The 21,915-nt window shown below is 76.9% G+C and carries 18 protein-coding genes; 3 read left to right on the top strand and 15 right to left on the bottom strand.

The window, feature by feature from the left end; translation table 11 throughout:
* Positions 1-262: 262 nt before the first annotated feature.
* The 13 genes from RMN57_RS30385 to RMN57_RS30325 form a co-directional block, all read right to left on the bottom strand.
* On the bottom strand, positions 263-4,303 hold the full coding sequence (locus tag RMN57_RS30385; RefSeq protein ID WP_313766488.1) for a BTAD domain-containing putative transcriptional regulator: 4,041 nt from the start codon (positions 4,301-4,303) through the stop codon (positions 263-265).
* Positions 4,303-4,734 (bottom strand): hypothetical protein, encoded by a 432-nt coding sequence (locus RMN57_RS30380; protein WP_313766487.1) that lies wholly within the window; start codon positions 4,732-4,734, stop codon positions 4,303-4,305. Before RMN57_RS30380 ends, RMN57_RS30385 begins: the two co-directional genes overlap by 1 nt.
* A 236-nt stretch (positions 4,735-4,970) precedes the next feature.
* Complete coding sequence (locus tag RMN57_RS30375) at positions 4,971-5,459, bottom strand: TadE/TadG family type IV pilus assembly protein (protein WP_313766486.1); 489 nt, start codon at positions 5,457-5,459, stop codon at positions 4,971-4,973.
* Positions 5,456-5,827, bottom strand: a complete 372-nt coding sequence (locus RMN57_RS30370; protein ID WP_313766485.1) for a TadE/TadG family type IV pilus assembly protein — start codon at positions 5,825-5,827, stop codon at positions 5,456-5,458. Before RMN57_RS30370 ends, RMN57_RS30375 begins: the two co-directional genes overlap by 4 nt.
* Before the next feature lie 35 nt (positions 5,828-5,862).
* Positions 5,863-6,141 (bottom strand): hypothetical protein, encoded by a 279-nt coding sequence (locus RMN57_RS30365; protein ID WP_313766484.1) that lies wholly within the window; start codon positions 6,139-6,141, stop codon positions 5,863-5,865.
* A gap of 55 nt (positions 6,142-6,196) precedes the next feature.
* Positions 6,197-7,075: a hypothetical protein gene (locus tag RMN57_RS30360; protein ID WP_313766483.1), complete on the bottom strand. Its 879-nt coding sequence runs from the start codon at positions 7,073-7,075 to the stop codon at positions 6,197-6,199.
* Positions 7,072-8,061, bottom strand: a complete 990-nt coding sequence (locus RMN57_RS30355; RefSeq protein ID WP_313766482.1) for a type II secretion system F family protein — start codon at positions 8,059-8,061, stop codon at positions 7,072-7,074. The genes RMN57_RS30360 and RMN57_RS30355 overlap by 4 nt, the downstream gene beginning before the upstream one ends.
* The gene (locus tag RMN57_RS30350) at positions 8,058-9,704 is read right to left on the bottom strand and encodes a CpaF/VirB11 family protein (RefSeq protein WP_313766481.1); all 1,647 of its coding nucleotides are present in this window, start codon (positions 9,702-9,704) and stop codon (positions 8,058-8,060) included. Before RMN57_RS30350 ends, RMN57_RS30355 begins: the two co-directional genes overlap by 4 nt.
* A complete protein-coding gene (locus RMN57_RS30345; RefSeq protein WP_313766480.1) occupies positions 9,694-11,163 on the bottom strand; it encodes a hypothetical protein in 1,470 nt (489 codons plus the stop codon). The genes RMN57_RS30350 and RMN57_RS30345 overlap by 11 nt, the downstream gene beginning before the upstream one ends.
* A gap of 1 nt (position 11,164) precedes the next feature.
* Positions 11,165-11,989 (bottom strand): SAF domain-containing protein, encoded by an 825-nt coding sequence (locus tag RMN57_RS30340; protein ID WP_313766479.1) that lies wholly within the window; start codon positions 11,987-11,989, stop codon positions 11,165-11,167.
* Between the two features lie 99 nt (positions 11,990-12,088).
* On the bottom strand, positions 12,089-12,910 hold the full coding sequence (locus RMN57_RS30335) for a hypothetical protein (RefSeq protein ID WP_313766478.1): 822 nt from the start codon (positions 12,908-12,910) through the stop codon (positions 12,089-12,091).
* 122 nt (positions 12,911-13,032) lie between these two features.
* Positions 13,033-13,635 carry a hypothetical protein gene (locus RMN57_RS30330; RefSeq protein WP_313766477.1) on the bottom strand — a complete coding sequence of 201 codons (603 nt, stop codon included), beginning with the start codon at positions 13,633-13,635 and terminating at the stop codon, positions 13,033-13,035.
* A 158-nt stretch (positions 13,636-13,793) separates the two neighbouring features.
* The gene (locus tag RMN57_RS30325) at positions 13,794-14,657 is read right to left on the bottom strand and encodes a hypothetical protein (protein WP_313766476.1); all 864 of its coding nucleotides are present in this window, start codon (positions 14,655-14,657) and stop codon (positions 13,794-13,796) included.
* A gap of 274 nt (positions 14,658-14,931) precedes the next feature.
* Between RMN57_RS30325 and RMN57_RS30320 the strand changes: the two genes are divergently transcribed.
* The 3 genes from RMN57_RS30320 (at position 14,932) to RMN57_RS30310 (ending at position 17,465) form a co-directional block, all read left to right on the top strand.
* Complete coding sequence (locus RMN57_RS30320) at positions 14,932-15,363, top strand: pyridoxamine 5'-phosphate oxidase family protein (protein ID WP_313766475.1); 432 nt, start codon at positions 14,932-14,934, stop codon at positions 15,361-15,363.
* 125 nt (positions 15,364-15,488) lie between these two features.
* The gene (locus RMN57_RS30315; RefSeq protein WP_313766474.1) at positions 15,489-15,941 is read left to right on the top strand and encodes a MaoC family dehydratase; all 453 of its coding nucleotides are present in this window, start codon (positions 15,489-15,491) and stop codon (positions 15,939-15,941) included.
* Positions 15,942-16,271: 330 nt separating this feature from the next.
* Complete coding sequence (locus tag RMN57_RS30310) at positions 16,272-17,465, top strand: MBL fold metallo-hydrolase (protein ID WP_313768019.1); 1,194 nt, start codon at positions 16,272-16,274, stop codon at positions 17,463-17,465.
* Positions 17,466-17,621: 156 nt separating this feature from the next.
* Here RMN57_RS30310 and RMN57_RS30305 read toward each other — a convergent pair whose 3' ends face one another.
* Both RMN57_RS30305 and RMN57_RS30300 read right to left on the bottom strand, forming a co-directional pair.
* The gene (locus RMN57_RS30305; protein WP_313766473.1) at positions 17,622-20,318 is read right to left on the bottom strand and encodes a DUF6493 family protein; all 2,697 of its coding nucleotides are present in this window, start codon (positions 20,316-20,318) and stop codon (positions 17,622-17,624) included.
* Positions 20,315-21,817: an SWIM zinc finger family protein gene (locus RMN57_RS30300; RefSeq protein ID WP_313766472.1), complete on the bottom strand. Its 1,503-nt coding sequence runs from the start codon at positions 21,815-21,817 to the stop codon at positions 20,315-20,317. The genes RMN57_RS30305 and RMN57_RS30300 overlap by 4 nt, the downstream gene beginning before the upstream one ends.
* Positions 21,818-21,915 lie beyond the last annotated feature (98 nt).

Raw genomic sequence — 21,915 nt, 5'->3', positions numbered from 1 at the left:
GGCCGCGGTGCTCGCCGGGGTTGCTGTTGCGGACCGGCAACCCGGCGGCGCCGTGGCGTCAGGCCGGATCGACGCCTGTCCTGGGCACAAGGCCGGGACACCGACCGATCCGTCCTCGTACCCGGGCGGTGCGCCGGGGGTGGCCCGGGTTCGATTCGGCTTCTGGGCGGGCTCCGTACCGTCGCGCTCCGAGCAGTACGGAGCCCCGTGCCGTCCGGGGCGTGCTCGCTCCGGACGGCACGGGCGGGTGGGCTCGGGCCGGTCAGCCCGAGAGGAGGTCGCGGAGGAGGGCCACCGTGTCGGCGTCGAGGTCGCGGCCGGTGCGGCGGCTCAGGGCGTCGAGCCGGTTGACCGCGCGGACCAGTTGGTCGCGGGCGCCGGCCGAGGCGTAGGCGTAGAACAGGTCGCGGTGCAGCAGCTCGACGTCCGGGGCGACGGCGAGGCCGCGGAAGACGGCGGCCTCGGCGCTGCGGTGGTCGCCGTACTGGAGGCGGCGGGCGGCGAGCTCGTGCGCGGTGTCGACGATCGCGGCGATCATGTCCTGCCGCTCCGCCTCGGCCCAGCCGTACGAGGCGGGCGGGGCCTCCGCGAACGGGGCGCCCCGGACCAGCGCCAGGGCGTGGGCGAGCGCCGCGTCCGCGGTGGCGCTGGTGCTGCGCATGCCACGCCGGTAGAGGCTGCGGAACTCGTCCCAGTCGCAGGTGACGGTCGGGGCGTAGGAGTAGCCGTCGGAGGTGTCGGTGGGCAGGAACGGACGGCCCTCCGAGGAGGTGCCGAGCCAGGCGGCCAGGTCGGCGAGCTTGGCGGGCAGCGGACTCTTGGCGTCGGCCGCGGTCGGGTGCGGGTCGAGGTGGGCCGCGCCCGGGTGGAGGTCGTGGTCGAGGGCGTTGTGGTCGGCGCCCGGGCGCAGCGCCAGGTACGCGGCGAGCTCGGTGAGCCGGAGGAGCGCGCCGGGCTCGGCGCTGCCGGCGGCGCCGGCCACGTCCACCGGGCCGAGCAGGCGGATCCGGGGCGCGGTCCCTCTGGCGTGCGCCTCCGGGGAGCGGAGGATCGCGAGCAGGTCGTCGCAGTCGGTGCGGCCCGGGGTGGTGCGGGCCACCGGTGCGGTGGCGGCGGGGCCGGGCTCGGGAGCCGGGGTCGGCTCCGGGCGGCCCGGGGTGCGCGGGGCCGCGACGGTCGCCGCGGGGGCGGGGTCGTGCGTCGGCGCCGGCTCGGGGCCGACGGCGGGGACGGGATCGGTGGAGCGCTCCGGCGCGGTGGCACGCTCGGCGGCGGCCCGGTCCGGCGCAGCGCCCGCCTCCGCGTTCGGCGCCGACGTCGCTGCCGGGACCGGCTCGAACGTCGGCGCGGGCTCGGGCTGGAAGCGCGCGGCGGGAGGCAGCGGCTGGACGGGGACGACCACGTCGCCCCGGGCCTCGGGCCCGGACGGGAGGCGGAGGTTCTGGGTGGTCTCCTCCTGGTCCGCCCCGTCACCGGCCGACGAACCCGCCGACGGGCCGGTCGACGGGCCGGTCGACGGGCCGGCTGGCATACCCGCGGGCGGCGCCGTGTGGGTGCTCGCGTGCCGGCCGAGGCCGTTGACCAGGAAGCGCGCCCCCGGGCCGCCGTTCGCACCGTTGCTGCCGTTCGTGCCGTTCATGCCGTTGGCGCCGTTCGCACCGTTGGTGCCGTTCGTGGCGGCCGCCGCGGGCCCGGCCGGCGCCACCGGGTCGGTGCCCGCGAACGGGCTGGCGCCGGTGCCGATCACCCGGGCGAGCAGGCGCGGTCCGGCCGCCTCCGCCCCGTCGTCCTCCTCGGCGACCGCTGCGCCGAAGTCTCCGCCCAGACCGCCGCCGAGGCCCGCGAACGGCTCCGCTGCCGCCCCGACGGCCGCCAGCACCGGTACCGGGCTGGGGAGTTCGGCCGGTTCGAGGTCGATGCCGGGGCCGTCGAGGGTCCAGGCCGGCGCCGGGTGCTGGGTGGTGTCGTCGGCGGCCCGGAGCAGCTCGGTGACCTGCTCGTACTGCAGGCCGGTCAGGCGCTGCAGCTCCAGCGTGAGGTGCAGTCCCGGGATGGTGGCCTGGCCGCTGGCGGGCAGCGTCCAGCGGGCGACCGGGCCGGTGCCGCGTTCGGGCGCCCGGGTGATGACGGCGACGCAGGTCCGGGGGCGGGCGTCGAGCAGGCGGCCGAGCTCGGCGGGGATGTCGCCGCCGGGCTGCTGCGCGCAGAGCACGATCTCCGGGATCCAGGACTCGTCGGCCAGGCCCCGGCTGCGGGCCTCCCGCGGGCTGGTGGACTCGGCCGCGACCAGGGTGGCCCGGGCCTTGGCGGTGCGCGGCCCGAGGGCGGTGAGCGCCGCCTCCAGGGTGGTGTGCCGGTGGATCCGCTCGGCGGCCGGCCCGGTGATCGGCAGCTCCTCGGCGAGGTCGACCAGGTGCAGGTGCAGCCGGTCGGCGAGCGGGCTGTGGGCGAGCTCGACGGCCAGCGTGCGCAGCACGTCGCGGGCGTCGTCCGGGTGGCCGGAGAGGTGCAGCAGCCGGACGGTCTCCAGGTCGGCGAGGACGACCGAGCCGTCCGGTGCGGTGCCGAGGGTGACCAGGGCCGGGTAGGGCGCCGCGGCCTTGCGGGCCTGGGCGGGCGAGAGCAGCTCCGTGGAGTCGGCCGCGCACCACCAGATGTTGGGGGTGTGGGCGGCACGGAACGGCGCGATCGGGGCGGCCGGGCCGGAGAGGTGCAGTTCGACGGTGTGGTTGGGGGTCACCCGGGCGGCGACGATGGCCGGCAGGCGCTTGCCGCCCCGGACGGTGTTGCGGGCCATGGTGCGCAGGGCGCGGTCGAGCAGGTCCAGGCCGCGGTCGTCCTGGCGGGTCTTCAGCTCGGCCTCGAACGCGGCGGCGGGTGAGGCCGGGAGGGCGATGCGGTGGCGCGGGCGGCGGGCGCGCAGCTGGCCGCCGCGCTTGCGGGCGACCGTGCCGACCATGATCGCGGCGAGCAGCACGCCGACGGTGGAGGTGGCCAGGGCGACGGTGTAGTCGTCGCTGGGGGCGTCCTCCGCGTGCGCGGCGGGCGTCGCCGGGTCGTGGGCGGGCGGCGTCGCGGGCGTCCGGGCCGGCGCGGGAGCCTGGGCCGGCGCCGGTGCCTGGCTCGCGGGCGCGGACGGCGCGGGCGCGGGTGCCTGCGTGGAGGGCGGAGCCGGCGTGGCGGGCGGCGGTGGCGCGGACGGCGCCGGCGCGGGCTCGGGCGCCGGGGCCGGTGCCGGTGCAGCCGCACCCGGCAGCGTCAGGACCATCCCCGGCACCACCACGTCCGGATCGGTCAGCCGCTCCCCGTCCGGCGCCTCGACGCCCTTGTTCGCGTCGAACAGCTTCGGCCAGGCCTCGGCGTCCCCCAACTCCCGCTCGGCGATGGCCGACAGGCTGTCCCCGGCGGCCACCGTCACCGTGGTGTGCCCGGCGCCGGCGCCCCCGCCGGTCCCGGCCGGCGCGGACGGTGCCGGGGCCGGCGTCGGTGCCGGGGCCTTGGCCTCGTCGGCCTTGGCGTCGCCCGGCATCAGCAGCTCCCAACCGGGCTGGATCGGCCGCTCCGCGTCGAAACGGGTGCCCGAGTCGTCCATCACCCGCCCGTCGTTGAGCTTGGCGATCTCCACCCAGCGCTCGCCGGAGCCGAGTTGGCGCTCGGCGATGGACCAGAGGCTGTCGGCGGGCCGGCTGTCCCGGACGGTGTAGCCGGGGCGCTGGTCGGCGGCGGGCGCGGCGGCGGGCGCCGCCTGGGCGGCGGGCAGCGCGGCGCGCGGTGTGCCGGCGGCCACCTCCGCGGGCGCGGCGGCGGCCGGGGCCCGGTCGGGGGCGGCGGCGAAGGCCGAACCGGCCACCGGGAGCAGCGCGATCACCGAGCCGACCAGGCCGGCGGCGAGCCGCTGGCTCCAGCCGAAGGCCGGGATCCGTCGGGCGATCCGGCCGCGCAGCTGGGCCGGGATCTCCAGCAGGACGGAGAACGCGAAGCAGATCCAGCCCAGCCAGCCGGCCACGACCAGCAGCCAGAGGAAGAGCCGCCCGTCGTCGGGGCTGGTCAGCGCCTGCCCGATGCCGTCCGGCGCGAGCTCGCCCATCCCGGCGACGGCCTGGGTGCCGTACAGCAGCAGGGCGGGCAGACCGATCAGCAGGGCGAGCAGGGTGAGCAGCGCCGCGAGGGCGGTGAGCACGGCGCCGCCCCGGCCGCGGCGCGGCGGCAGCGGTGCGGGGCGCCGGCCGGGCGCCGGGGAGGCGGGCCCGCCGCGGGCCGAACGTCCGGCGCGGGCTTGGTCCTTGGCACGTGGCGCGACCATCAGTCGGTCTCCGCTTTCTCGACTCCGTGGACGAGGGTGGCACTCCCCTTGCCCGTGACCTTCTGCTTGCCGAGCTCCCCCAGCAGGGCGGGCCGGAACTCGGCCTTCACCGTGACGGTGACGACCGAGCCGTCGGCCGAGAACGTCACGTTCTCGGCCTGGAGGTGGTAGAGGGCGAGGTAGCCGTTGGCGGCGTCCCGGACGTAGTCCTGCTTCACCCGGTACCCGGCGCCCTGGAGGACGGCGGCCTCGTCGAGCTGCTGACCGCCGATCCGGGCGGCCTCCTGGGCGTAGCCGTCGGTCCGCTCGGCGACCCTCAACCGGCCGGCCGCGTCCACCACGAGGGCGATGACCAGGATCAGGAAGGCGGCGCAGATCGCCACGAAGATGCCGATCGCCCCGCGGTCGCCGCGGTCCGACCGGCCGCGCACGGCGCACCGCGCGCCTGCCGCCCGGGCGCTCCGCCGGCCTTCTCCCCCGGGTCTGCGCACCACCGCGCACCCCTCCCGCACGTTCCTCTCCCCACCGGTCCCCGCCGGAACCGCTCCGCCTCGCACCTGCCGTCCCCCGGGAGCCCTCCGCTTGCGTCTCCCCCGCCCGGACGCTCCCCAATCCCCGCCCCGGCAGCCGGGGCACGTCCGACCCGACCGAACCCGCACCGGGCGCCTCACCCGCCCCGGTAGCGGTCGACCACCGAGACGAAGCGGCCGGTGAGCCGCTTCGTCCAGGGCATCCCCGGCCCCGGCAGCAGGTCGTTCAGCGGCACCTCGCACACCACCGTCACCTCGACGGTCACCAGCGGGGCGCCGTGGGTGACCAGTTCGCCGTGCTTGACGTCGGCGTCCCAGTCCCGGCAGGCCACGCCCTGCTGCCGCATGGTGTCCGCGGCGGCCTTCTTCACCACGTCGTCCATCCCGTCGACGCTGCGCGCCAGCGAGGCGGTCCGGGCGGCCGAGCGGGCCGCCGACTCCACCGTGCCGGCGGCGGTCTGCACCCGGCCGGCGGCGACGGTGGCGAGGATCAGCGCGACCACGGCCGGCGCGACGATGGCCGCCTCGATCGCCACCCCGCCCGCGTCCCGTCCGTGCGCCGACCGGGCGGCCCGTCGGGCGGCGAGCCGCCCCGCCCACCCGGCGGTCCGGGCCCGGGCGCTCACGGTGCCGCCCGCGGCGGGACGAACCGCTCGCGCGGGGCCTCGGCCGACTGGACCACCGTCGGGTTCAGGAACGGGACCACCGACGGAGCGGTCAGCTTGACGGTCACCCGGACCAGGACCGGGGAGCTGCCGTCCGTCCGCACGTCGTACCCGCGGACGTCCTGCCGGGCGAGGAAGTCCTCGGCCTGCAGCTTCGCCGCCGCGTCCTTGACCTCGTCGCGCTGGTTGCCCTGCACCCGCCCGGCGTCGACGCCCTCGCGGGCGGCGGTGAGCGCGACCTGGCGGTAGTACCACCACATCGACACGTCGACGGCGAGCAGGATCAGCACCAGGACGACCGGGAAGACGATGGCCAGGCTCAGGCTCACCGCTCCCCGGTCGCCTCGGCGACGGGGCCGTTCGATCACGTGGCCGCACCCGCTCCGGGCATGTTCGGGTCCTGCTCGACCTTCTTCACGACCTTGTCCTTCAGCGCGTACAGGGCCACCGCGACGGCCCCCGCGACGAAGACCAGCGCGATGATGGCGAGGGCGAGCTCGATGCTGATCGCACCGCGGTCGCCGCGGGCCCGGGCGGCCTTCACCCGGCCGACCCGGAACTGGAAGAGCAGCAGGGCGAACTGCACGGGCAGCAGGGTCGGCCGGAGCAACCGGCCTGCCAGGGACTTGAGCTGGTCGGACATCAGGGGACTCCCGGGGTTGGGTGCGGTGTCGTCCGCTCGCGGTGCCGCATCGACGTCAGGCGAGCATCTGGTGGAGCGCGGGGAAGACGATCAGGACGGTCATCAGCAGGGTGAGGGCGGCGCCGGGCGCGACCATCCGTTCGCTGTCGGCGTTGGCCCGGGCCAGGTCCTCGGCGAGCAGTTCGCCGCGCAGGCCCTTGGCGCGGGCCCGCAGGGTGTCGTAGACGGCGGCGCCGTCGGTGCCGGAGAGCCGCATGATGTCGGCGACGTCCTGCAGCGGCGTCAGCCCGAGCTCCACGGCCAGCGCGTCCAGCCCGGCCCAGGGCGGCAACCGGTCGGTGGCGGCGCGGTCCAGGGCGTCCCGGATCCGGCCGAAGACGGTGCCGCGGCCGACCGAGGCGGCGCGGCGCAGCGCCTCGGCCGGGCCGAGGTCGGCGGCCCGCTCCAGCGCGACGAGCTCCAGGTAGGCGGCGATGCCGTGCAGGTACTCGGTGCGCGCCTCCTTGGCCTCGCCGCGCACGATGGCGTCCGGGACGAACCAGAACAGTCCGGCCAGCAGCGGCCCGACCAGCAGCGGCAGCGCGAACGGCAGGCCCATGTCCAGGAGCGCCGCGGTCGCCCCCAGGTAGGCCGGCAGGACGAGGCCGACCAGGGCGAACAGCAGCTTGTGCGCCATGAACCGGGCCGGGCTGCGGCCGATCAGCGACAGCTCGCGGTACGGGATGCGCACCCCGCGCAGGCCGAGCGAGCGCTCGCCGATCCGGTCGTACCAGCGCGGCCGCTCGTCCGGGTCGACGACCCGCTCGGCGGGCGTGCGGTGCAGCCGCTCCAGCGCCTGGCCCAGGTCGGGCGGGGCGGGCCGGAGTTCGGAGACCAGCAGGGCGACGCCGCCGGCGGCGACCGCGCCGGCCAGCACGGACCAGGGGGAGATCACCGGACCTCCCCGAGGAGCCGGCGCTCGCCGCCTGCGTCCCGGCCCTCGCCGTCGTCCGGCGCGGTCGCGGTCCGGCCGCGCCGTCCGGTCCGGCTGCGCCGGTCGGCCTCCAGCAGCCGCGGCACCGGCGGGTGCGCGGCGAGCGCGCGCATCCAGGCGATGATCGCCACGAACAGTCCGGCGACCACCGCCAGCACGATCTGGCCCAGCGCGGTGCTGTACGGCCGGGTGTAGTCGGTGCTGAACGAGCCGATCGAGACGACCAGGACGATGATGCCGACCAGCCAGCGGATGGTGGTCCGGTGCTTGGCCCGGTCGGCCTCGATGGTGCGGCGCTGGCGGACCTCCTCGCGGACCGACTCGGCCATGTCGGAGAGCGCCCGGGCCAGTCCGGGGCCGCTGTCCCCGGCGCGCAGCAGCAGCGCCGCGAGCACCTTGTCGGCGGTGGCGTCGGCGATGCCGTCCGCGAAGGCGCGCAGCGCCTCCTCCGGGCGCCAGCGGGCCTGCAGTCGGGCGGCCAGCTCGGCCACCTCCTCCTCGATCGCGGCGGGCGCGGTCCGGCGGCTGGTGACGATGGCCTGGTTGAGGCCGACGCCGAGCAGCAGCACGTCGGCGATCCGCTGGGTCCACTCGGAGAGCGCCTCCAGCCGCTCGATCCGGTGGGTGTCCGGGCGGGTGGTGTCGAACAGCCAGGGCAGGCCGAAGACGGCCAACGGCACCAGCAGCGCGGTGAGCGGGATGCCGGTGAAGAGCCAGCCGAGCGGCGCGCCGACCAGGGCGGCCGGCAGCTGGACCCGGCGCAGCCGCACCATCCGGGCCGGGGCCGAGCCCGGTGCCCCGTACCAGAACACGTGCAGCCGGCCGGCCAGCGGGTTCCGGTCCTCCTCGGCGTCCTCCTCGACGGGCTCGCTGCCGCGGGCCCAGGCCACCAGGGCGACCAGGCCGAGCGCGACCAGCAGGCCGCAGAGCACGAAGAGCAGCGTCATCGGGCGCCTCCCCCGATCCGCAGCTGCAGCGGCTCGGCCCAGCTGCCGAAGCGCGAGCCGAGCAGGGCCGCGTCGAAGCCGGCCCGCCGCAGGTCGTCCAGGCAGTTCGGCGGGGTGTGCGGGACGGCGCGCGGCTCGCCCAGGTCGGGGCGCGGGCCGAAGACCGTGTTCAGCGCGGGCCGCCCGCTCTCGCCGAGGCCGGTGACCTCCAGGACGTGCGAGACGAACCGGTGCCGGCGGCCGCCGACCGCGGTCTCGTCGACCATCGAGACGTGCACGATGAGGTCCACCGCGTTGGCGGTGAGCCGGTAGGCGAGCGCGTCGGTCATGTGCGAGCCGTACTCCAGGCAGAGCTCGGCGATGCGGTCCACCACCATGTGCGGGCCGCGGGCGTGCAGGGTGCACATCGAGCCGCCCTCACCGTTGGTCATCACCCGCAGCATCGGGACGACCTCGCCGGAGCGGACCTCGCCGACGATGATCCGCGACAGCGTCATCCGCAGCGCGGCCGGGATGAGGTCCCCGATGCTCAACTCGCCCGCCATCCGGCCGTCGACGCGCTCGCCGTTGCCCTCGCGGGCCTCCATCGGGACGACCTGGCGCAGGTGGCCGAGGGTGTGCAGCCAGAGCTCGAACTCCGACTCCAGGGTGCCGATCCGCTCGTCCGGCGGGATCTCGGCGGCCATCGCGCGCAGCAGGCTGGTCTTGCCGACGCCCTGGGTGCCGGTGATCATCACGTTCTTCCGGGCCCGGATCGCCGCCGCCAGGAAGGCCGCCAGGGTGGCGTCCAGGGTGCCGAGGCGCACCATCTCGGGCAGCGTCGCCGAGGCCACCCGGTGGCGGCGGATCGCCACGTACGGGCGCGGGGTCACCTCGGTGAGCGCCTGCAGACGCATGCCGCCCTCCAGGCGGAGCGCGAGCGTCGGGCTGGCGGTGGAGAGGCTGCGTTCGCCGCCGCCGTGCTGGCGGGCGAGGTCCTGGAGCAACTCGACCAGCTCGGCGTCGCTGTCGGCCACCGGCGGCACCTGGCGCAGCGGCTGGTGCACCCGGGAGACCCAGACGTCGTCGCAGCCGTTGATCAGGATGTTCTCGATCTCGGGATCGTCCAGGTAGGGCTGGAGCCGCCCGGCCCGGAAGAGCAGGTCGAAGACGGCCTCGGCCAGCGCGCGGTCCTGCTCGCGGGTGGGCGGGATGCCGTGGGTCTGCGCGTAGGCGTCGGACCAGCGGGCGACGGCCTCCTCGATCAGCGCCCGGCCGCGCTGGCGGCGGGTGGCGCGGTCCGGCTCGGTGCCGGAGGCGGCGGTCAACCGGGTGATCTGCTGGTGCAGTTCGGCCGCGACCTGGCGCTTGAGCTCGCGGGCGACCTGCGGGTCGACGGCCGGCCGGGTGGCGGCGCCGCGCACGTCGAGCGAGGGCAGCTGGGAGGGGACGGCGGTGGGGCCCGCGGCGCCGGCGGGCGCGCCGGCGACCGGTCCCGGCGCGACCGGGCCGGTTCCGGTGAACCCTGGTGCGGTGAACCCCGGCGCGGTCTGGTCCGCTGCGCGCACGCCCGGTTGGGCGCTCGGCTGGGGCGACGGCGGCGTCGTCCAGGGCAGCGCGGCCGGGTCGGCCGCCGGGTGCTGGTGCAGGGGGCTACCGCGCACGGAGCACCTCCCCGGGTGCGGTGGGCGACTGCCGCGGCCCCTGGCCGGACGGCGGCTGGTCCTGGCGGTACTGCTCGGGCTGCACCCGGCCGTAGGGCCGGCCGGGTGCAGCCTGCGGCGGGCTCTCCTGGGCAGGGCCGTCCGCCGGGGCCCCGGTCTGCGGGGCCCCGGACTGCGCGCCGTACGGGAGGCCGCCCGGCTGCTGTCCGTACTGCTGTCCGTACGGCGGGTCGTACTGCTGTCCGTACGGCGGGTCGTACTGCTGCCCGTACTGCTGGGCCGCACCCGGACCCGGGTCCGGTGACGGCTGCGACGGCCAGTGCGCCGCGGGCGACCACTGCGCCGCGGGCGCCGGGTACACCGCGTGCGCGGGCTGCGCCGCGTACGTCGGCGCTGTCCCCTCGCCGTGCGGCGTCGCCTGCGCGTGCGGCGGCTGCGGCTCCTGCGACCACCCGTGCGCCGGGAACGGCGCGGGCGCGGCCGGCTGCGGCGCCAGCCCGGCCAGCGGCGCCACCGGACCGGTGGTGATCACCGGCGCGGCCGGCTGCGGCACCTGCCCGGCCGGCGGCGACGCCGGCGACACGGGTGCCGGCTGCGGCGGCGCGTAGGCGAGCGGTCGGCCCCCCGGATCGGGCGCGGGCGCGGCGGGCAGCTGCGCGGGCGCCGCCGTGGGCGCCAGCCGCTGCCGGCGGCGGCGCACCAGCAGCTGCACCTCGTCGGCCGCCGACCGGGCGGTCCGCATCAGCTCCGAGCGGATGAACCGCCGGTCGGTGGTGTCGCCGCCGTCGGAGAGGACCCGCGCGGTGCGCACCGCGTGCGGCAGCAGGCCGATCACCGGCAGCCCGAACTCGCGCGAGACCTCCGCCCCCGAGTACGGCCCCTCGGCGACCAACAGCAGGCCCATTGCGTCGGCTCCGGTGCCGGAAGCGGCCAGGTCCTCGGCGAGCGCGGACAGCCGCGGCCGGGCCGCGCTCAGCCCGCGCAGGGTGGTGCGCACGGTCACCGCCACCGCGTCCGCCCGGCGGGCGAGGACGGCGCCGGCCCCGGTGGCGCCGGAGCGCCCGAGGTCGAGGATCACGTCGTAGCCCTGCGGCTCCAGCCCGTGCAGCACCTCCATCAGCGGTTCCCAGGTGTACGCGAGCCCCGGTGCCTGGGCCGGGTCGGTGAGGCCGGGCAGCAGCAGCCGCTCGGCGTTCCCGTCCGGCGAGAGGTCGATCAGCTGCTCCCAGAGCGTCTGGGCGAGCAGACCGCGCCGGTCGGCGACGGCGAGGTTGCGCAGTCCGTAGACCGCCTCGACCCGCCCCTCCAGGGCGCCGGCCAGCACCGCGCCGCCGTCCGGGTCGCACTCGACCAGCAGGATCCGGCGCCCGGGCTGGAGCGGCCAGGCCAGCAGCAGCGCGAGCGCCGCCGTGGTGGCGCCCGGCGCCCCGGGCCCGCCGGCCACCGCGATCACCGCCATCTCAGGCCCCACCCGCCCCGGACGGCGCGGCCGCCGTCGAACCGCCCGGCGCGGCGGGCGCACCGGACGCCGCCCCCGGTGCGGCACCGGACGCACCGGCCGACGGCGAGGCCGCGGGCGCCCCCGAGGGCGCCCCGGTCGCCGCGCCGCGCGGCGCCAGCACCACCTGGATCCGCTGGCTGGCCACCCAGGCCGCCAGCTTGGCGGCGTCGCCGGACGGCACCGCCACGTCGATCACCTGGCTGCCGTCGGTGTCCACCCGGCCGACCGTGATCACCACCGCGGGGAGCGACTCCGGCCGCCCGGTGTCCGGGGTGTAGACCACGACGATCGCCACCCCGGGCTGCAGCCTGGTCGCCGGCAGCTGGGTCCGCTTGGCCGAGACGCCCACGATCAGCTGGCCCGGCTGGACGCTCAGCGACTGCGCCAGGTGCGCCTTGGTCAGCATCTCGCCGCGCTTGAGGTCGGTGGCGGCCCGCATCCCGACCGCCTTGTCCCGGTCCGCCGCGTCCAACGGCTTCAGCGCCGGATCGGTCGCGATCCGCGCCACCACCAGGTCCGCGTCGGTCAGCACCTGCCCGTACGGCACGTCATGGGCCAGTGCCAGCACGGCGACCCGCTGCCCGGTGCTGTTGTAGAGCACCGCGCCGCCGAGCCCGCCCGCGGCGATCAGCGCGACCGCCATCGCCAGCACGGCCGGCCGCCGCCGCCGGGCGCGCAGCGTCCGGCCCGGAGCGTGCGGCGTACCGCGTCCCTGCTCGGGCAGCACCGCCGCCGCAGCCCCGGACGTGCCGGCTCCCGGCGTCGCGAATGTACGGTTCTCCACCGGGTTCCGACCTCTCCTGCGTCGTGCGGATCTCGCTGCCTACGGACGTTGCGGACGTGCTGGGCCGGCCCCGGGCGGCGGTCCCCCGCCGCCCGCCGGTCAGTTGAGGACCTGCACCTCGCCCACTCTGAGCTTCAGGTCGGTGGAGAGCGACATGTCCTTGGGGTCGACCTTCTGGTTGCTCCCGGTCACGGTCACGTAGCCGCGCCAGCGCGTGGTGACCGTTCCGGTGAAGGTGCCGCCCTGCCTGCCGCCCGAGCCGGCGGTGAACACGTGGCCGCAGGTCGGCGACTTGGCCGCGCCGTACTTGGCCTCGTACGGCGTCCCGCCGGCGTTCGGCCCCGCGCAGACGACCGCCGGGCCCCCGTCGCCGAGGTCCCACTCCACCGACTCCAGCTTCGGGGTGACGGTCACGCTGATCGCGCCCTCCGTCACCGTGACCGGGTTCAGCGTGGTCGCGTTCTTCAGCCAGAACCAGACCGGGACGCCGACCACGGGCGTGCCTTCGGGCGCGACACCCGGCGCGGGGAACGGGAACGTGAGGGCGTCCCAGATCTCCTGGGCCTTCGTGCCCGGGTTCATCGGCGGCGGCGCGGCCGGCGCCTGGGCGAAGAACGCCGGCTGCGGTGCGCCGAAGGTGCCGTCGCTGTAGGCGCAGGTGACGTCGTAGATCGCCCCCTCCGACGGCTTGTGCCCGCCCCAGACCGGGTCGTCGGCGGCGGGCTGCGGGCTGGTGGTGCGGTAGTAGCAGCCGTTGGAGCTGCTGAACCAGCCGTAGACGGGGTCGTGGCAGGCCATCGGCACGCCGTTCCACTGGCACACCTGGTCGCCGCCGCCACCACCGCCCCCGCCGCCCGTGCCGCCGCCACCGGGGCTGGGCGTGCTGCCGGGGGTGTGGACGCCCGTGCAGATCACGTTCACCGCACACTGCGTGACGTCGCCCCCGCCGCCGGCAGGCGGTTCGTCCGCCGACGCGGTGCCCCCGGGGGAAAGCAGCAATCCGGCGAACAACAGCGCCGGGATCGGGATTCGCCGTACCGGTTTCAGCATGTTCGGTCCACCTCCTGCTTGAACTCGGTTACCAGCCAACGCGCCTGGTACTTCCGCACGGAAACGGTCGCGATGTAGCGGGTGAGCCGCTTCGGCGGATCCTTTACCGCGCGCGTCGCCGCATCCGCCTGATGCCACCCCGAGACGTCCAGGCAGTCCTCGATCACGGCCGTCTGCGGATCGGCCTTGAGGTCCACGCTCTTCAGCACGGGGGAATTGCCCGGGCTTCCGATCATTACCAGTTTGGCGTCGTGCAGCTGGCGGAGATTGACGAGCGATCCGCTCAGCGCCTTCCCGGAGGAGAAGGCCTCCAGCCGGGAACCGTCCGAATCCGTTCGGCCGAAGACCTCCACCTGCGTCTGCCACCAGTCCTGATACGTCCTCAGCACCAGTCGCCCGGCCGCCCCTTCGGGGCCGTCCGTCGGCGCGATCCGGTCGTTTGCGGAACCACTCGAAGGAGTTAGCGGCGCAACTCCCGCAACAGTGGGCGCAGTCGTCCCGAGACGATCGACCGAACCGGCGTCACCACCGGCCGCACAGGCACTCAGGAGCAACGCCGAAACCAGCCCGGCTCCCCCAACCGTCCCCGTGCGCACCAGATTTCCGCGCCGCCACATCGCCCCACCTCGTCGCGACCGACCCCGTAGGTGATCCGTGGTCGCCAGAAGATTTCCGCCGTCCCGCTGGTGTGCCGCGAGAGCATCGATTCTTCGCCATCCCGCCCCTGCACGGCAACACCCCGAGCCCCCTGACCTTACGTGGAAGGCGGATCCGTCGGGGCACTTTCGCGCCACAGGACGGCCAACAGTTCTTCGGAAAGCGACAATCCGGCCAATGCGCCCCGAACGGCGGCCCGATTGCGCATCAACAGGCGCCCGCCCTGGGGCGGTACGAGCAGGCGTGCGCCCGGCGTACCGGCACCCGGGGCGGGGTCCGGCCCGCCGTCGAGCAGGGCCGCCACGGCCGGCTGGAGGTCGAGCGGGGAGACCACCGCGGGTGCGCCCGGGAGGCCGTGCCGCAGGACGGTGGTGAGGGCGTGGCTGAACGATCCCTCGGCCCCGGGCAGGACGGCGTCCCGGCCCCGTCTACCGGCGGTGAAGCGGCCGACCCGGCCCCAGAGTGGGACGCGCGGGTAGCTGAGCAGCTCGCCGGCACCGTCCTCGCCGCCGCCGCGTTCGAGCGCGGCCCAGGTGTCCCGGTCGGCGACGGCGTCGACCAGCAGCAGCGCCTCCTCCTGGTCGCCGTGCACCATCGCGCTGACCACCCAGTCCCAGGCCAGACCGCGCCGGTAGGCGTTGTCGGCGGTGGAGCCGCCGGTGACCAGGGCCAGCCGCCGGCCGCGCGGGTCGGCGACCAGCTGGCCGACCAGGCAGACCACCAGCCACCGGCCCGGCCGGGCGGCCGCCTCGCGCACCGCGGTGAGCATGGTGTTGGCGTCCGCGGCCGGGTCCACGGCGGTGACCCGGCAGCCCGCCGAGCCGGCGTCGAAACACATCCCGGGCAGCACCTCGGCGAGCAGCCGGGCGCCCTCGGCCGCCCGGGCCGAGCCGCCGAAGCCGCGGTCGGGCCCGCCGTCCGCCCCGATCACCACCAGATCGACCCCGCTGACCACCCGCATCGCCCCCTCCTCGCCGGCCCGCCGTCTCCGGGACCGCCCACCGCTCCGTCTCGCCGCCTCGCCGCCACCGGCGGCCGCGGCCCGTCCGCGGCGAACCGCGGCCCGACCGGCCGTGCCCCCGGCATGTTCCACCGCCGCGGAGCGGCACCGGCCACCGCCGGACAAGCTACCGCCCCCGGGGCCGCCTCCCCGGCCCGCGAGGGGCTCCCGACCCGGGCGCTCCGGGACCATGGGCCCTATCGACCCGCCGCCGGGGCGGAGGACGATCGGACCCATGGACCGTGACGACCGTGTGGAGACCCTGAGCGAGGCCGAGTGCCTGCGGCTGCTCAGCACCGTGCCCGTCGGGCGCGTGGTGTACACCGAGCACGCACTGCCCGCGGTTCTGCCGCTCTCCTTCGACCTCGCACCGGACGGGCGCCTGCTGCTGGCCGTGCGCCGGGACAGCGCCACCGCGCGCGGGTTGGACGGCACCGTCGTCGCCTTCCAGGCGGACCGGCTGGACCCGGTCACCCGCACCGGCTGGAGCGTGCTGGTGCACGGCCGGGCGGATCTGCTGCGCGACCCGGAGCAGATCCGCCGGGCGCTGCGCTCCGGCCTGCGGCCGTGGGTCGGGGATCCGGACCCGCTGTTCATCGCCCTGGTGCCGGAGCTGGTCACCGGCCGCCGCCTGCTGCCCGCCGGCCGCACCGTGACGCGCTCCTGACCGCCCACCCGCACCCCGGGGCGGGCACCGCCCGTTCCCCGCATCCCGCCCGGCTCCTGACAGGTGACCGGCGAGTAGGCATACTCTGCCGAGTCCACACCCCCACCTGCCACCAGGAGCGCACCGTGACGATCTTCGCGTCCCTCGCCGACCTCACCGCCGCCGTCGGCACCGAGCTGGGCACCAGCGAGTGGCACACCGTCGACCAGTCCCGGATCGACCTGTTCGCCGAGGCCACCGGGGACCACCAGTGGATCCACGTGGACCCCGAGCGGGCGAAGGAGAGCCAGTTCGGCTCGACCATCGCGCACGGCTACCTGACACTGTCGATGATCCCGGTGCTGGCCAAGGAGTGCTACGGCGTCGAGGGCGTGCGGATGGCGCTCAACTACGGCTCCGACAAGGTGCGGTTCCCCGCGCCGCTGCCGGTCGGCACGGCGATCCGGGCCACCGCGGAGCTGGTCTCGGCCACCGAGGTGCCCGGCGGCGTCCAGGTGGTGGTCCGCTTCACCATCACCAGCGCCGAGAGCGCCAAGCCGCACTGCGTCGCCGAGGCGATCACCCGCTTCTACGCCTGAGGCCACCGGCCACCCCTCCGGCGCGGGCCGGGCGCCGTTCGGACCCCGGGCCCGGCCGGTCGGGCCCGGCCCGGGCCGCCCGTACGCCGAACGGCCCGCGGCGGGCCGCCCACCAGGTCCGGACGGCCCACTGCGAGTAACCTCCGACGAGATGGTTGTCGTACCTCAGCGGCCCCACCGCCCTGGGTGCGCGCCCCGGCATGTCCGGTAGCCGTAACCGTCCTTGGAGGTGCCGTGCCCCGCCCCGTTCCGTGGTACTCCCGCGTCGCCGGTCTGACCTCGCCGTCCACCACGCCGTCCGCGCCCTCCGCCGACCGGACCGGACCGGGACTGGCCGGCCTCCCCCGGGCGGCCTGGCACCGGATCCGCACCGACGCCTTCGGCGCCGATCCCCGCGGCGAACGGCTCGCCCGGATCCGCCGCTCACCGCAGTTCGCCGACGGAGCCTTCCGCAACCCCCTGCCCACCCGCCGGCTGGTCTACGAGCGCACGCCGCTGGAGATCACCCGCGCCCAGCTGGCCGCCGACAAGACCCGCCGGGTGCCCGCGGCCGCCGTGCCGCTGCACCGACTGCTCCCGGTCGACCTGGCCGTCCCGCCCGCCTCCGGCCTGCGGCTGACCTGGCTCGGCCACGCCACCGTGCTGGCCGAGCTCGACGGCCGCCGGGTGCTGTTCGACCCGGTCTGGGGCGAGCGCTGCTCGCCGTTCGCCTGGACCGGCCCCAAGCGGCTCCACCCGGTGCCGCTGCCGCTCGGCGAACTCGGCCCGGTGGACGTGGTGGTGGTCTCGCACGACCACTACGACCACCTCGACATGGCGACCATCCGCGCGCTCACCGGCACCGGCGCGGTCTTCGCCGTCCCGCTCGGCGTCGGCGCGCACCTGGAGCACTGGGGCGTCCCCGCCGGGCGGATCGTCGAGCTGGACTGGTGGGAGTCGGCCGAGGTGGCCGGGCTGACGCTGACCGCCACCCCGGCCCGGCACTACTGCAGCCGCGGGCCGCGCACCAGCGCGCTGTTCCTCTGGGCCTCCTGGGTGGTGGCCGGCGGCGGGCACCGGCTCTTCCACAGCGGCGACACCGGCTACTTCCCGGGCTTCGCCGAGATCGGCCGCCGGCTCGGCCCGTTCGACGCGACGATGATGCAGGTCGGCGCGTACTGCGACTACTGGCCCGAGGTGCACATGACGCCCGAGGAGGGCGTCCGGGCCCACCTGGACCTCGGCGGCGAGCTGCTGCTGCCGATCCACTGGTGCACCTTCAACCTGGCACCGCACCCGTGGGAGGAGCCCGCCGAGCGGGTCGTCGCCGCGGCCCAGGCGCTCGGTGCGCGGCTGGCGGCGCCCCGCCCCGGCAAGCCGTTCGAGCCGGCCGACCCGCCCGCGCTGCGGCTCTGGTGGCGGGCGGTCGCCGCCCCGCCGAAGGACGACTCCGGGCTGGTCGTGCCGGCCGCCCCGGTCACCGCCCCCGAGCGTCCCCCGGCCCGGCCGGTGGCGACGACGGAGGGCGACGGCGTCGCGGTGTGACGGCCGGGCGGGCTCCCGCTCGCCCGCGAACCGCCAACCCGAGAACCGTGCCCGCGCCGGGGCCCGAGAACCGCGCCGAGGCCCGGGGCCGCGGTCGGCCCCGGGCCCGCGCCGGCGTCGGCCCTGCTCAAACCAGCCCTGCTCAACCGGCCCTGCTCAGCCGGCCAGGACGTCCCGCAGGGAGCGCGCCTCCTTCACCAGCCGGCTCGACCCCGGCCGGGCCGCCGCCGCGTCCACCTCCGCCACCGGCCCGCGGGCCCGGCAGCGCCGTGCGGCGTCCGCCGCGACGGCCAGCACCTCGCCGGCGCCCCGGGCGGGCTCGCCCGTGAGCAGGGCCGGCAGCGCCGGGGCCAGCACGGACCAGACGGTCGCGTACGCGCCGGTTGCGGCCGCGGTGGCCAGCGCCTCGCCGAGCCGGTTCGGCTTCACAGTGCCGCGGGCGATCAGGTCGCCCAGCTCGCGGCCGAGCAGGCCGGGGTCCAGGTCGCCGCGGGCGGCGAGCACCAGCAGGGCGTCCACCGCGGCCGTGCGGTCCTCGGGGAAGCGCGCGCCCAGGCCGTAGGCCACCGCCAGGTGCACCGCGAGCCCGGCCGGGCCGCCGGCCTCGGCGAGGACCGGCAGCAGCCCCGCGGCCCCGCGCTGCTCCCGGTCGGCCGCGCCCGCGAACCAGTCCAGCCACCGGGCCGTCTGCTCCTCCCGGTGGTGCGGCAGCACGGCCACCCAGTGCACCGTCGGCAAGAGCCAGGCGTTCAGCTTCCGGGCCCGGGCGATGCTGGGCTCGGTGGCCTCCAGCAGGGCACGGAACTCCTCGCCCAGGCGCTCGCCGGCCGGGCCCTGCGGCCCCGCCCCGACGCCGGGCTGGGCGACGAGCACCCGGTCGACGTCCTCCCACGAGCGCTCCCAGTAGTTCGGGCCGTGCAGCCGGCTGCCGCTCGACCCGGGGCCCGGGTCGAAGACCACCCGTTCCGAGGGCAGCGACCGCAGCCCGCCGTCGCACAGCCACTGTGCCACCCACCGCCCGGCCGGTGAGGCCAGCCGGCCGGCGTCGGCGAGCACCGCCGGGTCGGCGGTCGGGGCGAGCCGCAGCAGGGCCGCGTGCAGGTCCGCCGTCCCGGGCTGGACACCGGCCGCCTCGTACGCGGCGATCCGCTCCACCAGCTCGGCCGCCGCGACCGCCCCGGTGGCGTCGCTGGGCGTGGCGAGCAGCAGCGGCGGCCGGTCGGTGGTGACCCGCCGGGCGGCCTCCGCGAGCCGCGCGGCCAGCACGTTCCCGTACGGCGTGTTGTGGTCGCCGCGCAGCGCGTCCCGGCCCTTGTCGCGGAAGACCGTGCCCCGCCGGTGCGGGTCGACCCGCCCGGCGATCGCGGCGGCGACGTACAGCACATCGGCCGGGGAGCAGTCCAGCCAGCGCACGGCGCCGTTCCAGGTGTGCACCCGCAGGACCGGCTCCAGCGCCTCGGCGAGCGCCGCGTGGTCCCGGTGGGCGTGCCGGACCAGGCCGTCCAGGGTGCGTTCGAAGCCGGCGACGTCCGCCTCCAGGGCTGCGAGCAGCGCCGACAGCTCCTCGGCGACCTCGGCCGGCGTGGCGATCGGCGCGCCCAGCGGCCGCGGCACCGGTGCGGGCGGAAGCAGTTCGATCCACCCGGCGTCCGGGTCGCCGTCACCCCCGACCGGTGCGCCGAACAGCTCGCCGGCCCGCGCGTGATGGGCCGGGTTGAGCCCCTCGGCGGCGAACCGCAGCTCGGGCAGGACGGCCTCGCCGGCCTTCGCCAGGTGCCGGGCCACGACGTTCAGCGCCCGCTCCTGGAGGGCGGTGTCCGGGTGGGCGAACGCCTCGGCGGCGGCCAGCACCACGGGGCCGGCCTGCTCCGGCGCGCGCTTCGCGGCCCTGTCCAGCCAGGCCAGCTGGGCCCGGACGAGCTTCTTCTCGGTGCGGAACAGCACCACGGCCGAGGCCTCCGCCAGCAGCTCCGGCTCGACCGGGCCGCGCTCGTCCAGGCCGGCCAGCACCTGTTGGGCGTGGCCGGCCACCACCGAGAGGCCGTCCAGCATGGCGACCAGGCTCCGTGCGTGCTTCCGGTACTCCGCATCGTCCGGGGCCAGCGCCGTCAGGATGCCGAGGAAGGCGCGCTGGTCGGCGGGCTTTCCGCCGCGCACCAGCCGGGCCAGGCAGCGGTCGAGCAGCTCGGCGCGGTCCACCGTGCCGGTCATCGCCAGCATCGCGACGGCCGCCGGGAAGGCGTCCCCGGGCCGGTCGGTGTACCGGGCCTCCAGCTGCCAGCCGACGTCGTCCAGCTCGAACACCCGGGGCAGCAGGACCGGCGTGAAGGCGTCCGCGGTCATCAGCTCCTGCAGCGTCCGCGGCCGGCCGTCGCGCCCGCCCGTGGCGCCGAGCCGGTCGAGCCACTCCGCGGTGAAGGCGTCGGTCGCGGGAACGGGGCAGCCGGTCCGGCGGACCACCTCCTCGATCAGCGGGTAGAGGTCCCAGCCCCAGCGCGAGCCGCGCCGGGCCGCCAGCCGGGTGGCCACCTCGACCTGCCACTCGACCGGCTGCGCCCGGACGACCTCGGCGAGCGCGGGGTGCCGGGCCCAGGACCGCTCGGCGAAGTCCCGCCCGTTGATCCAGGTGGCGGCGCCGGCCGGGCCGGCGTGGCAGCCGGCCCCGGCCACCAGCAGCGCCCCGCTCTGCGCACTCGCCTCCTTGGACCACTGGCCGCGGACCTCCTTGCGCAGCTCCTTCAGGACCGGCAGACAGGCCCGGCGCTCGGCCGGCCCGAGTGCGGCCACCAGGGCCGGCACCTGGGGCGTCCGCCCCTCCCGAACCGCCGTCAACAGCTCCTCGACGCCGCTCACGCGACCGGCTCCTTCCCGTTCGGGGCGGTCGAACCGCCCACCGGGCCCGCGGCGGCCGCCGCAGCGCCCGAGCCGTTGCGACCGGAGCCGCTCAGAGCCGAGCCGGCGCGACCCGAGCCGCTGAGAGCCGAGCCGTTGCGCTCCCGGACCATCCCGACCGCCAGGGCGTGCTTGCACGGCCCCCGCCCGCCCCGGTACTTCGCCCACCAGAGGCAGGTGCAGCTGGTCCGGCCGGCCTCGTCCGTCCGCACCCGCTGGATGTGGTCGTCCACGGTGACGGTCGCGAGCGATCCGTCGCCGTCCAGGCGCACCGCGCCCGCCTCCACCAGCGCGTGCGCCGCCCGCAGGCGCGGGTTCCGGGCCTCCGCCCGGCCCGCCTCGTACGGCAGCTGCCGGTGGAAGTAGGCGGCCTCGGCGGTGTCGTAGCCGATCTGCCCGGCGGTGCCGAGCCTGGTCAGCGCGGCCCGGACCCGGGTGGGGGTGAGCCCGGACTGCTCGGCCAGCTCGGCCACCTCGATCCGCGGCTCCCAGGCGAGCAGGACGGCGACCAGGTCGGCGTCCTGCTCGGCCGTCCCGGTGGCCAGCGCGCCGAGCACGCCGCCCTCGCCGGAGAAGCCCCGCGAGGCGTCCGGCGACAGCGTGAGCGTCAGCCGCATCCCGGGCAGCACCACCTCCCAGGCCGAGGCCGTCGGGCCGTCACCGGGCACCGCCGGGCCGTAGACCCGCAGCGCCAGCGCGTGCCGCAGCACCCGCTGCAGCGCCGCCAGCCGGTCCGGGCCGGGCAGGCAGACCGCACCGGGCACCGGCCGGGTGGTCGGGCGCAGCGTCCCGCCGACCGGGACGACCCACCCGGCGGTGCGGGCGCCCGCCCGGCCGCCGCCGCGCGGCAGCGAGCGCAGGAAGCGGACCGCCTCGGCGGCGGGCAGCTCGGCGCGCAGGTCGAACCCGGCGGCCGTCACCTGGGTCTCGGCGAAGCCGCGCAGCCAGCGCTCGGGCAGCGGCACCTTCTTCTCGACGACCGGGCCGTCGAAGGTGGTGACCTCCAGCGCGTCCGGCCCGACGGCGAGGTGCAGCGGCTCGGCCGGGCCGATCCGGGTGAGCGCCTCCCGCAGCGGGTTGTTGACGTCGACGTTGGTGGTGCCGTGGCCGATCTCGTCACCGTCCAGCCCGGCCCGGAGGACGTCGAGGCGGGCGTAGACACCGCAGCAGCCGGAGAAGGACTCGAACCGCAGCCGGTCGCCGTTGGCGGTGACCACCGGGTCCAGCGAGGCCCGCAGCTGCGGCTGGTAGTAGCGGGCGGCGGCGACGTCGGCGACCGCGAGCAGCGCGGCGGCGGCCGGGGCCGGGTCGGCCAGGAAGCCCGCGAAGAAGCGCGGGTTGGCGACCGCCCCGAGCGGGGTGGCGCCGCCGGAGGTCTCCAGGGCGAGGCGCGGGCCGGCGGCGTCGGAGAGGACGGCGGACGGGCGCAGATAGGCGTACGCGTGTGCGGCTTGCGACATGTGGAGCACGCTAGGCGCGGCCACTGACAACCCGTCGGACACGGCCGGGACTGCAACAGGTTCTATGGCTGATGTTCGCCCGAAATGGTTACCCAGGT

Origin of the sequence: Kitasatospora sp. CM 4170 (assembly GCF_032110285.1) — a bacterium.
Classification (GTDB): Bacteria; Actinomycetota; Actinomycetes; order Streptomycetales; family Streptomycetaceae; genus Kitasatospora; species Kitasatospora aburaviensis.
The sequence above is the reverse complement of the archived record's forward strand: the minus strand, read 5'-3'. Positions and strand labels throughout refer to the sequence as shown.

What these genes read in the sequence shown, in the direction of transcription:
- RMN57_RS30325 (WP_313766476.1), bottom strand. Translation starts at nt 14,657, where the DNA reads ATGCGGGTGGTCAGCGGGGTCGATCTGGTGGTGATCGGGGCGGACGGC.
- RMN57_RS30355 (WP_313766482.1), bottom strand. Translation starts at nt 8,061, where the DNA reads ATGACGCTGCTCTTCGTGCTCTGCGGCCTGCTGGTCGCGCTCGGCCTG.
- RMN57_RS30320 (WP_313766475.1), top strand. Translation starts at nt 14,932, where the DNA reads ATGGACCGTGACGACCGTGTGGAGACCCTGAGCGAGGCCGAGTGCCTG.
- RMN57_RS30385 (WP_313766488.1), bottom strand. Translation starts at nt 4,303, where the DNA reads ATGGTCGCGCCACGTGCCAAGGACCAAGCCCGCGCCGGACGTTCGGCC.
- RMN57_RS30365 (WP_313766484.1), bottom strand. Translation starts at nt 6,141, where the DNA reads ATGTCCGACCAGCTCAAGTCCCTGGCAGGCCGGTTGCTCCGGCCGACC.
- RMN57_RS30300 (WP_313766472.1), bottom strand. Translation starts at nt 21,817, where the DNA reads ATGTCGCAAGCCGCACACGCGTACGCCTATCTGCGCCCGTCCGCCGTC.
- RMN57_RS30345 (WP_313766480.1), bottom strand. Translation starts at nt 11,163, where the DNA reads ATGGCGGTGATCGCGGTGGCCGGCGGGCCCGGGGCGCCGGGCGCCACC.